Source organism: Ornithinibacillus liuyingii (genome assembly GCF_055550225.1).
Genome location: NZ_JBPWOS010000006.1, coordinates 1 through 13,293, shown reverse-complemented (window position 1 = coordinate 13,293; position 13,293 = coordinate 1). Strand labels below are relative to the sequence as shown.

The 13,293-nt window shown below is 38.2% G+C and carries 13 protein-coding genes and 1 rRNA gene; all 14 read left to right on the top strand.

Annotation, left to right across the window (positions count from 1 at the left end; all coding sequences use genetic code 11):
- Positions 1 to 24: 24 nt before the first annotated feature.
- Entirely contained in the window at positions 25 to 1,419 is a 1,395-nt protein-coding gene (gene tilS / locus ACSKT4_RS09140) for a tRNA lysidine(34) synthetase TilS (protein ID WP_186871130.1), read from the top strand.
- 10 nt (positions 1,420 to 1,429) lie between these two features.
- Complete coding sequence (gene hpt / locus ACSKT4_RS09135) at positions 1,430 to 1,978, top strand: hypoxanthine phosphoribosyltransferase (RefSeq protein WP_186871131.1); 549 nt, start codon at positions 1,430 to 1,432, stop codon at positions 1,976 to 1,978.
- A gap of 111 nt (positions 1,979 to 2,089) precedes the next feature.
- Complete coding sequence (gene ftsH / locus ACSKT4_RS09130) at positions 2,090 to 4,060, top strand: ATP-dependent zinc metalloprotease FtsH (RefSeq protein ID WP_186871132.1); 1,971 nt, start codon at positions 2,090 to 2,092, stop codon at positions 4,058 to 4,060.
- Between the two features lie 269 nt (positions 4,061 to 4,329).
- Positions 4,330 to 5,097 (top strand): type III pantothenate kinase, encoded by a 768-nt coding sequence (locus ACSKT4_RS09125; protein ID WP_211740761.1) that lies wholly within the window; start codon positions 4,330 to 4,332, stop codon positions 5,095 to 5,097.
- 25 nt (positions 5,098 to 5,122) lie between these two features.
- Positions 5,123 to 5,998, top strand: coding sequence for an Hsp33 family molecular chaperone HslO (hslO, locus tag ACSKT4_RS09120; protein WP_186871134.1), 876 nt, complete (start codon positions 5,123 to 5,125; stop codon positions 5,996 to 5,998).
- Between the two features lie 28 nt (positions 5,999 to 6,026).
- Positions 6,027 to 6,926: a peptidylprolyl isomerase gene (locus ACSKT4_RS09115; protein ID WP_186871135.1), complete on the top strand. Its 900-nt coding sequence runs from the start codon at positions 6,027 to 6,029 to the stop codon at positions 6,924 to 6,926.
- 131 nt (positions 6,927 to 7,057) lie between these two features.
- Positions 7,058 to 7,984 (top strand): cysteine synthase A, encoded by a 927-nt coding sequence (gene cysK / locus ACSKT4_RS09110; RefSeq protein ID WP_186871136.1) that lies wholly within the window; start codon positions 7,058 to 7,060, stop codon positions 7,982 to 7,984.
- Between the two features lie 228 nt (positions 7,985 to 8,212).
- The gene (gene folP / locus ACSKT4_RS09105) at positions 8,213 to 9,034 is read left to right on the top strand and encodes a dihydropteroate synthase (protein ID WP_211740759.1); all 822 of its coding nucleotides are present in this window, start codon (positions 8,213 to 8,215) and stop codon (positions 9,032 to 9,034) included.
- Positions 9,034 to 9,393 carry a dihydroneopterin aldolase gene (gene folB / locus ACSKT4_RS09100; protein WP_186871138.1) on the top strand — a complete coding sequence of 120 codons (360 nt, stop codon included), beginning with the start codon at positions 9,034 to 9,036 and terminating at the stop codon, positions 9,391 to 9,393. The genes folP and folB overlap by 1 nt, the downstream gene beginning before the upstream one ends.
- A 1-nt stretch (position 9,394) precedes the next feature.
- On the top strand, positions 9,395 to 9,895 hold the full coding sequence (folK, locus tag ACSKT4_RS09095) for a 2-amino-4-hydroxy-6-hydroxymethyldihydropteridine diphosphokinase (RefSeq protein WP_186871139.1): 501 nt from the start codon (positions 9,395 to 9,397) through the stop codon (positions 9,893 to 9,895).
- Positions 9,877 to 10,089 carry a helix-turn-helix domain-containing protein gene (locus ACSKT4_RS09090; RefSeq protein WP_186871140.1) on the top strand — a complete coding sequence of 71 codons (213 nt, stop codon included), beginning with the start codon at positions 9,877 to 9,879 and terminating at the stop codon, positions 10,087 to 10,089. Before folK ends, ACSKT4_RS09090 begins: the two co-directional genes overlap by 19 nt.
- A gap of 3 nt (positions 10,090 to 10,092) precedes the next feature.
- Positions 10,093 to 11,082 carry a tRNA dihydrouridine synthase DusB gene (gene dusB / locus ACSKT4_RS09085; protein ID WP_186871141.1) on the top strand — a complete coding sequence of 330 codons (990 nt, stop codon included), beginning with the start codon at positions 10,093 to 10,095 and terminating at the stop codon, positions 11,080 to 11,082.
- 202 nt (positions 11,083 to 11,284) lie between these two features.
- A complete protein-coding gene (lysS, locus tag ACSKT4_RS09080) occupies positions 11,285 to 12,766 on the top strand; it encodes a lysine--tRNA ligase (protein ID WP_186871142.1) in 1,482 nt (493 codons plus the stop codon).
- A gap of 457 nt (positions 12,767 to 13,223) precedes the next feature.
- Positions 13,224 to 13,293, top strand: a 16S ribosomal RNA gene (locus ACSKT4_RS09075); the annotation flags it as partial.

Genomic DNA, 13,293 nt, shown 5'->3' with positions numbered 1-13,293 from the left:
TTAAGAATAAGAAGGTGGACATGAGTGAATGAAGTAGTAGAATCCTTTATTCATAAGCATCAACTACTTTCCCCAGAGTCTACTGTATTAGTTGCTGTATCAGGTGGGCCGGATTCTTTGGCACTTTTACATTTTCTCAACAGGATGCAGAAACAATGGAGATTACGGATAGTTGCACTTTCTGTAGACCATGGACTTCGTGGAGAGGAAAGTGTGGAGGATCTTCACTATGTGGAGAATATCTGCAGAAAGTGGAATATAGAATTTGTGGGAACATCGATTGATGTGAACGAATATAAAAAGAAAATGCACTTAGGCACACAAATAGCAGCTAGAGAGTTGCGCTATGCCTTTTTTGCAGAGAAAATGCAGCATTTCCAAGCTGATTATTTGGCTTTTGGTCATCATGGTGATGACCAAGCAGAAACGATGGTAATGCGAATGGTTCGTATGGCTGATTCCAGCTCCCTTGCCGGTATCCCAGTTAAACGAGAATTTGCTGGTGGGTTTATCATACGACCATTCCTATGTGTAACAAAGAAAGCTATTGAGGATTACTGTAAGGAGAATAACATCGTACCACGCCTTGATCCATCGAATGAAACTGTCGATTATACCCGGAACTATTTTCGTCATAAGGTACTCCCTTTATTAAAGGAAAAGAACCCTAATTTACACAAAACGATGCAACATTTAAATGAATCACTAGAAATGGATGAGACGTTCCTACAATCGGAAGCAAAAAAGATGTTTGAGGATGTTGTTATTGCAGAGAAAAAACCAATAAAAGTCATGTTTCGTATTGATCAGTTTCAATCACGTGCATCTGCTTTACAAAGGCGGGCCTTTCATCTAATATTAAACTATCTATATCATGAGGACGTACCAAAAGATTTATCCTATGTCCATGAAGAGCAATTCTTTATGTTAATGAATAAAGAAAAGGGAAATGTCCAAATTGATTTTCCCCGTCATTTAAAGGTAGAAAAAGCATATAATAAACTTATCTTTTATTTTCAGCAGAAAGAAGAAAATGAACCTTTCCATGAAGTGTTAGCAGTACCGGGTGAGGTGCTATTACCTAATGGTGATACAATACGTGCTACATATACAAATGAAGTTGCTATACAGAATGAACATACATATATTTGTTTGGCAAGCCAAGTAGTACTGCCTTTACATATTAGGAACCGGCAGGACGGAGACCGAATGACATGGAATGGGTTAAATGGAAGTAAAAAGTTAAAAGATATTTTTATTGATGCAAAAGTACCCTTACATGATCGGAATAGATGGCCAGTAGTAACGGATAATAATGGGGATATACTATGGCTTATTGGTATAAAGAAACGCGACTCTATACCAAAGCAAAAACATTCCTTATATATACAACTAAATTATCAACAAGGTAAATTGTAGGAGGATTATCGTGCATAACGACATTAAGGAAATACTTATTACAGAAGAAGAAATAGCGGCGAAGTGTAAAGAGTTAGGAGAACAATTAACAAAAGAGTACGAAGGGCGTTTTCCATTAGCAATTGGTGTATTAAAGGGAGCATTACCATTTATGTCTGATGTGTTAAGACAAGTACAAACACATCTAGAGATGGACTTCATGGATGTATCTAGTTATGGTGGAACGAGTATGGTTTCCTCTGGAGAGGTAAAAATCTTAAAAGACCTAAATACGAAAGTAGAAGGTCGCGATGTATTAATTATCGAGGATATTATTGATAGTGGTAATACATTACGCTATTTAGTGGATCTATTTAAATATCGCAAAGCAAATTCAGTAAAAATTGTAACCTTACTCGATAAACCTTCTGGAAGAACGGCAGAAATTGAAGCCGACCTAGTTGGGTTTGAGGTTCCAGATGCGTTTGTAGTTGGGTATGGGTTAGATTATGATGAAAAATATCGAAACCTACCATATATCGGGGTATTAAAACCGGAAATTTATGGTGGCGAAGAATAAAAAGTGGTCTAATGAATATTGTTTGAAATGCAAAGAGCAATTAGTTGTAAAATTTAAATTTCATGTGATACTATTGTTAATAGTTTTTCCCGTTTGGGAGGAGGTAGGGCATTGAACCGAGTTTTCCGTAGTGCGTTTTTTTACTTAATTATATTTCTGGTTATTATAGCCGTAATTAGTATGTTAAGTGGTCAGCATGATCAAGCAGAAGAATTAAATGTGAATGATTTCATGCAATCACTTGAAGCAGGTAATGTCAAAGAAATGACGATGAAGCCTGTGAATGGCATTATGCGTATCACTGGTACGTTAAAAGACGACAAACAATTTGTTGCTCAAGTACCTGATAATAACGATATCGTTACTGATATTACAACAAAGGCAAGAGAACAAAGTGCCTTAAAAACAGAACAAATGGATCAGCCTAGTATTTGGGTTACACTCCTAACTACGATGATTCCGTTCTTAATTATTGGTCTTTTATTCTTCTTCTTGCTTAGTCAAGCACAAGGCGGCGGTGGCGGCCGAGTGATGAACTTCGGTAAGAGTAAAGCGAAAATGTATAATGAAGAAAAGAAAAAAGTTCGCTTTACCGATGTTGCTGGTGCAGATGAAGAAAAGCAAGAATTAGTAGAAGTAGTTGAATTCTTAAAAGACCCACGTAAATTCTCAGCAATTGGGGCAAGAATTCCAAAAGGGGTTCTTTTAGTTGGACCTCCAGGTACTGGTAAAACATTACTTGCACGTGCTGTTGCTGGGGAAGCAGGAGTTCCTTTCTTCTCTATTAGTGGTTCAGACTTTGTTGAGATGTTTGTGGGTGTCGGAGCAAGTCGTGTGCGTGATTTATTCGAAAATGCGAAGAAAAATGCACCTTGTATTATATTTATCGATGAGATTGATGCGGTAGGTCGTCAACGTGGAGCGGGTCTTGGTGGTGGTCATGATGAACGTGAGCAAACACTAAACCAACTACTAGTAGAAATGGACGGTTTCGGGGCAAACGAAGGAATTATCATCGTAGCTGCAACGAACAGACCAGATATTCTAGACCCTGCATTATTACGTCCAGGACGTTTTGATAGACAGATTACTGTTGATCGTCCAGATGTAAAAGGTCGTCAAGAAGTACTTAAAGTACATGCGAAAAATAAACCATTAGATGCTTCAGTTGATCTAAAAACAATTGCAATGCGTACACCTGGATTCTCGGGTGCGGACTTAGAAAACCTTCTAAACGAAGCTGCACTAGTTGCGGCCCGTCAAGATAAGAAGGAAATTGATATGACCGATGTGGATGAAGCAATTGACCGTGTCATAGCTGGACCTGCCAAGAAAACACGTGTTATATCAGAAAAAGAACGAAATATCGTTGCTTATCATGAAAGTGGCCATACGATTATTGGAATGGTGCTCGATGAGGCAGATGTTGTTCATAAAGTAACGATTGTCCCTCGTGGTCAAGCTGGTGGATATGCAGTAATGCTTCCGAAAGAAGACCGTTACTTCATGACGAAGCCAGAGCTATTCGATAAGATTACCGGATTATTAGGTGGTCGTGTTGCCGAGGAAATCGTCTTTGGCGAAGTAAGTACTGGGGCATCCAATGACTTCCAACGTGCAACAAACATTGCACGCAAAATGATTACAGAATATGGTATGAGCGACAAGCTAGGACCTCTTCAATACAGTAGTGGTGGTGGAGAAGTGTTCCTAGGTAGAGATATTAATAACGAACAAAACTATAGTGATGCAGTTGCACATGATATCGATACAGAAATGCAAAACTTCATCAACTATTGCTATGATCGTGCGAAAACAATCCTTACAGAAAATCGCGATAAGCTAGAATTAATAGCACAAACACTTCTAGAGGTTGAGACATTGGATGCAAGACAAATTAAGTCTCTATTTGATAAAGGTGTTCTTCCAGATCCAGAAGAATACGAAGAAGTGGATGATGTGAAAGTAAATATTAATGCGAAGAAAGATGACGAAACGGTTGACTCTTTTGAAGAAGCAAAAGAAAAAGTAGACGAAAAACTTCGCGAAGAAATAGAAGAAGATAAGAACAAAAACGACTAACAATATCGAAAAAGGTAGCCTTCTAATGAGGCTACCTTTTGTTTTGGGTTAGGAAATTTCACTTACGTAATTGATTTTGGTATATTATTAAGGACTTAAATTTTTTACACTAGCGCTGGCTGGTAATAATATTGATACTCTCAGGCCTAAGTACACTTCGCTCATATTTTTGTACGAGTGTAGTCCTGTACGGAAAATGTCACATTACCTTAAGTCAGCTGGTTCTAAATTCTTAAGGGACCATATTTTTGGTAGGAAGGACTTGTAACATGCTTTTTGTTCTAGATGTAGGAAATACAAACACAGTATTAGGCGTTTTTAATGATAAAGAACTAGCATATCACTGGCGAATCAAAACCGACCGCTATAAAACAGAAGATGAATTCGGCATGCTTATCAAATCATTATTTGACTTTAGTGGAATCAAATTTGCCGATATCGATGGCGTGGTTATCTCCTCCGTAGTACCTCCCATTATGTTTGCCTTAGAAAGAATGTGTAACACGTACTTTCAGATTAACCCGATTATCGTCGGTAAAGATACCGTAAAGACCAATTTAAAAATGCGATACCCTAATCCTAAGGAAATTGGTGCCGACCGGATAGTAAATGCAGTCGGAGCAATCCAGGAGCACGATACACCGCTTATTATTATCGATTTTGGAACGGCAACAACCTATTGCTATATCAATGAATCGAAGGAATATTGTGGCGGCATCATTTCTCCAGGAATAAATATTTCCATGGAAGCATTGTATCAACGAGCCTCTAAGCTCCCTAAAATAGAAATAGAAGCACCAGATAATGTCGTTGGTAAATCAACCGTCGAAGCGATGCAATCTGGCGTGTTTTATGGATATATTGGTCAAGTGGATGGTATTGTGAATAGAATCAAACAAACTGCTGGTCAAGAAGCAAAAGTAATCGCTACTGGTGGGTTAGCCTCATTAATTGGTGAAGCTTCGGAGACGATAGATTATGTTGATCCATATTTAACATTAAAGGGCTTATATGAAATTTATAAAATTAATCAATAACAAATGAAAAGGAGCAAAACACAACATGTCAGATTACTTAATAAAAGCAACAACATTTAACGGAATGGTTCGTGCATATGCCATTCGTTCCACCAATATGGTAGAGGAAGCAAGAAGACGACAAGACACGTGGGCAACAGCTTCAGCAGCAATGGGGCGTACGATGACAATCTCTGCTATGATGGGTGCCATGCTAAAGGGGAATGATTCTTTAACGGTAAAGGTTGAAGGTGGTGGCCCTATCGGTGCTATTATTGCAGATGCAAATGCAAAGGGTGAAGTTAGAGCCTATGTAACGAATCCGCATGTGGATTTTGATTTAAATAGTAAGGGTAAGTTAGATGTTGCAAGAGCAGTTGGTACAACAGGAAGCTTAAGTGTTGTGAAAGATCTTGGACTTCGTGAATTCTTTACCGGCCAAGTCCCTATTGTATCTGGAGAAATTAGTGAAGATTTTACGTACTATTTTGCTACATCAGAACAGGTTCCTTCAGCAGTAGGTGCAGGGGTGCTGGTGAATCCTGACCATACCATTCTTGCAAGCGGTGGATTTATTGTACAGGTAATGCCTGGTGCAGATGATGAAATTGTCGATAAATTAGAGAGCCGTATTACATCATTTCCTCCTATTTCTTCTCTTGTGCAAGCAGGTAAAACACCAGAGGAAATTTTAACCGAACTATTTGAAGGCGAAGAAGTGAAAATACACGAAAAGATGCCAGTTCAATTTAAGTGTAAATGTTCAAAAGAAAGGTTAGCAAATGCCATTATGGGACTAGGGAAAGAAGAAATACAAGCCATGATTGATGAAGATCACGGGGCGGAAGCGTCTTGTCATTTTTGTAATGAGAACTATCACTTCTCAGAAGAAGAGCTAAATGAGTTAATGGAACAGCTATGAGCTACCAGGTAATTGGAAGGAGTAAACTATGTCAAATAAACTACTACTAAGTGTTATTGTTGTTCTTCTCATAACAAATGTCGCAACCATGTTGCTTTGGAAGAACGACAGGTCAGACGAATCGATAGTTGAAGATGAAGAAGTTGATACTCAAAAACCAGTTGCATCTATTGGTGGCACGGAAATTTCTTTTCAAGATTGGATGAAATCGTTACGAGAAAGTTATGGTAAGAAAGAGCTAAAAACTTTAATTGATCAAGAGGTTGTAAAAAAGCTAGCACAAGAGCAAAATATAACCGTGAGTGAAAAAGTAATCGAGCGTGATATTGCCTTATTAACGACGATGCAAGGATTGACAACAGAAGAAGAGTTAAAAGAGTTAGAAGAAAACTGGAGAGAGGACATCATCTATCGCTATCAATTAGAAGCAATGCTAGCCCAGGACGTTCAAGTGCCTGAAGAAGATGTCCAAGCATATTTCACCAAATATGATAATCAATATCAGTTTTCCGAATCCTTTCAGCTATCTCATATTCTAGTTGCCAACAGAGAAACAGCTAATAAAGTATATGAAGAATTAGAAGCAGGGGCTTCATTTTCCTTACTTGCTAAGGAATATTCCATCGATGAGGATACGAGAGAAAATGGTGGCTACTTAGGATTTAATTCATCGAGCACAGAATTTATCCCTAGTAATTACTTTGATATTGCAAAGGGACTGGAAGAATACACTTATAGTGAACCATTTGTTACATCCAATGGTGTAGCGATTTTATTCCTTCATAAAAAATTACCGGACATCACATTTAGTTATGAAGAGTTGAAACCATATATTCGAAATGAGCTTGCATTACAATCAATCAATCAGAACTTGGTTGCAGACCCGTTATGGGAAAAATTTGATATAGAATGGGTATACGACGAATAAACTAGAGTAGGAACTTATTTGTATACTCCATAGCCCATTTCTAGGCGTTTGGATTGACATTATTTGGCTTAAGAATTACATTATATATAAATCCTATCTGTTTAGTGGGAATTATGAGGAGGTAATTTGGAATGAGAGTTGCAGATAATATTACTGGCTTAATCGGCGATACACCTATTGTTAAATTAAACAGAATAACAGACGGAGACAGTGCGGACATTTATGTGAAATTAGAGTTCTTCAACCCGGGTAGCTCGGTAAAGGATCGTATTGCACTTGCAATGATTGAAGCTGCAGAAAAAGAAGGAAAGCTAAAAGAAGGAGACACTATTGTCGAACCAACTAGCGGAAACACAGGTATTGGTTTAGCGATGGTGGCTGCAGCGAAAGGATATAAGGCAGTACTCGTTATGCCTGATACAATGAGTCAGGAGCGCCGAAATTTATTACGTGCATATGGAGCAAACTTAGTACTTACTCCTGGTGCTGAAGGGATGAAAGGTGCGATTAAAAAGGCGGAAGAGCTTGTGAAAGAAGAGGGTTACTTCATGCCACAGCAATTTGAGAACCAAGCTAATCCAGAAATTCACGCTCGTACAACAGGTAACGAAATTGTGGAACAAATGAAGGACGGTCTTGATGCATTTGTTTCTGGTGTCGGAACAGGTGGAACGGTAACTGGTGCTGGTAAAGTACTAAAAGAACATTTCCAAGATATCAAAATTTATGCAGTTGAGCCTGTTGATTCACCAGTATTATCCGGTGGAACTCCTGGACCTCATAAAATCCAAGGAATTGGGGCGGGCTTTGTTCCGGGTGTACTAGATACAGCGGTTTATGATGACGTTATTCAAATCGAAAATGAAGAAGCATTCGCAACATCCCGTGAAGTTGCGAAAACAAATGGTATCCTAGGTGGTATCTCTGCAGGTGCTGCGGTTGCTGCTGCGAAGAAGATTGCCAAACAACTAGGAAAAGGGAAAAAAGTACTTGCGGTATTCCCAGATAATGGGGAGCGTTATTTATCCACTGCGCTTTATCAATTTGATGAAGAATAAACAATGAGATGGAGGCTAGCATCATTCTTTGATGCTAGCCTTTATTCATTTTTACTTCTCTCTTATAGAATATCGAACTATATTTATCCGAATTAACTCACACCCTCAATTCGACTACCATAAGTTCTCTAACCGTTTTGGAAACTTAAGACGGCATTAAATTAATACCTTAATTTGTTATATGATAGAATGATACTAGATATTTCGGGGTGAAAGGAAACGATTGGTATGATATTAAAGACAAAATCAAAAGTATATAACTTATTCGATAGAACACATATCATGGGTATATTAAATGTCACACCGGATTCCTTCTCTGATGGGGGAAATTATACTACTGTTGAAAAGGCTGTTGAACAAGCAGTTGTGATGGAACAACAAGGTGCAGATATTATCGACATTGGCGGAGAGTCAACCCGACCGGATCATGATCCAATCTCTATTAAAGAAGAGCTCAGCCGAGTACTACCTATGATTAACGCGGTCAAGGAGTCTATCCATATACCAATTTCTATTGATACCTATAAAGCAGAAACCGCAAGACAGGCTGTAGAAGCCGGTGCAGAAATCATTAATGATGTTTGGGGAGCAAAGCGAGATCCGGAGATTGCTTCTGTTGCTGCAAATTATAACGTTCCGATTATTTTAATGCATAATCGTACGAATGAGAATTATACTTCTCTTATCGATGATATGAAACAGGATTTAGAGGAAAGTATTGATATTGCTCTTAGAGCAGGTGTCCCAAAGGAAAATATCATCCTTGACCCGGGGATTGGCTTTGCGAAAAGTCCTAAAGACAATCTCGTTGTTATGAAGAATCTAGAAAAATTAACCGCAATGGGATTCCCGCTTTTACTAGCAACTTCACGCAAACGATTTATAGGTAGTGTATTAGATGTACCACCTGCCGAAAGAGATACAGGTACAGGAGCAACGACATGTCTTGGAATTGCTAAAGGCGCACATATGGTACGAGTACATAATGTGAAAGTTAATGTGGAGCTAGCTAAAATGATGGATGCGATGATAAGGGTGGAGGATAAGTAATGGATAAAATTATTTTAACCAATATGCAATTTTATGGGTACCACGGGCTGTTACCAGAGGAAAAAAAGTTAGGACAACGTTTTTTAGTAGATGCAGAGCTCTATTTAGATACGAAAAAAGCAGGTAAAAGTGATGACATGTACGATTCGATTGATTATAGCCAAGCCTATGCGCATGTAAAAAAAATCGTCGAAGGCAGTTCAAAAAATTTAATAGAAGCAATTGCAGAGGAAGTGGCGTCTGATTTATTAGGTTCATTCTCCCTACTAGAAGCATGTCGAGTGAAAGTAATAAAGCCAGATCCACCAATACCAGGGCATTACCAATCTGTAGCTGTTGAAATCTATCGGGAGAAATGAAATGAATAAAGCATATATCGCATTAGGAACAAACATAGAACCAAGAGCAGAGTATTTAGATAAAGCGATTAATCTATTAGAGCAGAATGAACATATCCAGCTACTCAAAGCCTCATCTATTTATGAGACTGCGCCAGTTGGATATACCGATCAAGCCGATTTTTTAAATATGGTAGTAGAAGTAAATACCGATTTACCTTCAGAAAAATTATTAGATGTATGCCAAGGAATTGAAGCCGAACTTGGACGAGAGCGAACGATTCGGTTTGGGCCGAGAACAATCGACCTTGACATTTTGGTCTATAATAACGAAAATAGGGAAACAGATCGATTAACTATTCCACATCCGAGAATGGGAGAGCGAGGATTTGTATTAATCCCACTTCACGAGATTGCACCGGGTCTGAATGTACCAGTATTAAGCAAAACAGTAGCTGAGTTATTACGCAATCTTCCAGAACAAGATAAAGAGGAGATTCGTATATGGAAAAAGGCCGAATAGGAAGAAGAATAAAGGCATTCCGGAAGCTAAAAGGTTATACACAGGTCCGTCTAGCTAAGGAACTGAATATATCCCTTAATACGCTTGGTAAAATTGAAAGAGGTACACGTGAGGTGTCCGAAAAATTAATCCAACAGATAGCGGAAACGCTAAACATAGATATAGAAGAATTAACAGGTAGGAAGGAGGAATAAGATATGTGGAATATCGGGAACATCACGATCCCAAACCGCGTAACACTTGCCCCAATGGCTGGAGTAAGTAACTGGGCATTTCGTTTAACCGTGAAGGAATTCGGTGCAGGACTAATTACAGCTGAAATGGTTAGTGATAAAGGAATCTTAAATCGAAACCAAAAAACAATGAAAATGCTATATATCGATGAACAAGAGATGCCAATGAGTCTCCAAATTTTTGGCGGAGATAAAGATTCCCTTGTTCAAGCAGCACAATATGTTGACCAAAACACAAATGCGTCTATTATTGATATTAATATGGGATGCCCAGCACCGAAGATCACCAAGATAGATGCTGGATCTCGCTGGCTATTAGACCCAGATAAAATTTATAACATGGTGAAGGCCGTTGTAGAGAATGTTGATAAACCAGTAACGGTAAAAATGCGTACCGGATGGGATGAAGATCATATATACGCTATTGATAACGCAAAAGCTATCGAAGCGGCAGGCGGAAGTGCCATCGGTCTCCATGGACGTACTAGAAAGCAAATGTATGAAGGTTATGCGAACTGGGATATCATTAAAGAGGTAAAAGCAGCTGTTAATATTCCCGTAATCGGAAATGGTGATATTGATAGTCCTGAAATTGCGAAGAAGCGACTAGAGGAAACAGGAGTAGATGCTGTGATGGTCGGACGTGCAGCACTAGGAAATCCATGGATTATCTACCAAATTGTTCAATACCTAGAAACCGGTGTCTTAATCGATAATCCAACCCCACAAGAAAAGGTAGATATATGTTTGCTTCATATGGATCGTTTAATTAAGTTAAAAGGTGAAAAAGTAGCGATTATGGAAATGCGTAAACATGCAGCTTGGTATTTAAAAGATATTGAAGGCAATGGTAAGGCGCGTAAGCAAATTAACAAAGCGGAGACTCGTGATGAGCTAGTGAATATATTACTTGAATTTGTAAGAGAAGTAGAAGCGGAAATGAAAGTTTCCTAAATGTATAAATGTATATTGGAAGAAATCTGCTGGCGTAAAACCAGCAGTTTTTTCTTTTAGTTCACGATATAGTGTGATAAGTTGATTATAAAGCCATTTCGGGTGTAAAATGAAGGTTATGTTGAGATACTGTTTAATGAATTTATAAGGTCGAACCAATTATACCTTTATCTTAAAAAATTGATTAATGGAGTTGATACTAATGTCAGAAGAATTAAATGATCATATGCGCGTTCGGCGCGAAAAGCTCGATACATACCGTAATCAAGGCCTTGATCCTTTTGGAGGTAAATTTGTCCGAACAGATTTAGCGAAGGAACTACATGAAAAATATGAACAATTCTCTAAAGAGGAATTAGAAGAAGCAAAATATCAAGTTACGATTGCAGGTAGAATTATGACAAAGCGTGGCAAAGGGAAAGCCGGCTTTGCTCATGTTCAAGATTTAAGTGGACAAATTCAATTGTATGTACGTAAAGATGCAATTGGAGAAGAAGCGTATGAAGTGTTCAACTCCATTGATCTTGGAGATATTGTTGGGGTTACTGGACTAATGTTCAAAACCAATGTTGGTGAATTATCTATTAAAGTAACTGAATTCCAACTACTTACGAAGTCACTTAGACCACTTCCTGAAAAGTATCACGGTCTTAAAGACGTGGAACAACGATACCGTCAACGCTATTTAGACTTAATCACGAATATGGAAAGTCGTGAAACCTTTGTAATGCGCAGTAAAATTATTCGTGCAATGCGAAACTATTTAGATGGCCAAGGGTTCCTAGAAGTAGAAACACCGATGATGCATAGCATTCCAGGTGGTGCATCTGCAAGACCATTCATTACACATCATAATGCGTTAGACATTCCACTATATATGCGTATTGCAATTGAGCTGCATCTGAAGCGACTAATTGTTGGTGGTCTGGAGAAGGTATATGAAATAGGAAGAGTATTCCGAAATGAAGGGGTATCTACTAGACATAACCCGGAATTTACTATGTTAGAGTTATATGAAGCATATGCTGATTATCATGATATTATGAGCCTTACTGAAAATATGGTTGCTCATATTGCAGAAGAAGTACTAGGTACGACAACTGTAACCTATGGAGACTACGAAATAGACTTAAAGCCTGAGTGGAAACGAGTGCACATGGTTGACGCAGTAAAAGAACATACTGGTGTAGATTTCTGGGAGCATATGAGTGACGAAAAGGCGAGAGAGCTAGCGAAAGAACATGGAGTAGAAATTAAAGACAATATGACATTTGGACATGTTGTAAATGAGTTCTTTGAGCAAAAGGTAGAAGAAAAACTAATTCAACCGACATTTGTATACGGGCATCCAGTGGAGATTTCTCCTTTAGCGAAGAAAAATGAAGAAGACGAGCGCTTCACAGATCGTTTTGAATTATTCATTGTCGCTCGTGAGCATGCTAATGCGTTCAGTGAGCTTAATGATCCAATTGATCAACGTGAACGTTTTGAAGCACAGGTTAAAGAAAGAGCAGAAGGAAATGATGAAGCACATTTAATGGATGAAGATTTCCTAGAAGCATTGGAGTATGGTATGGCACCAACAGGTGGACTTGGTATCGGTATTGATAGATTAGTTATGTTATTAACGAACTCACCATCTATTCGTGATGTATTATTATTCCCGCAAATGCGTAATAGATAATTTGCAAGAAGGTGAAGAGACAAGCACTTAAATTTAGAGTGGCTTGTCTCTTTTTTTAATCCACTATTTTCCAGTAATAAAGTCTTGATTAATGGCCACAATCATGGTAAAGTAAATAACGTTGCTTTTGCAGAATATAGCTACTCAAATTAATTTAATAAAGTTGTTGACTTTAAATTAACAGCGTGATATATTAATAAAGTCGCTAATTTGAAAAGCGATAAAACAAAGCGATAAACTTTTATAAAAAACTGTTGACAATGGAATTTAGAAATAGTATAATATAAGAGTTGACGCGAAAAGCTAAACAAACTTTTTGCTCCTTGAAAACTGAACAAAACAACCAGTATGTCAAGAAAAAACATACCCTGTTTTTTCTATTAAAGAATTACAGAAGCTAGCAGCTTCTTTGCTAAGAATTTACCTATGATTGATTGGTGTCAATCATAGACAAACTTTTTTGGAGAGTTTGATCTTGGCTCAGGACGAACGCTGGCGGCGTGCCTAATACATGCAAGTCGAGCGAG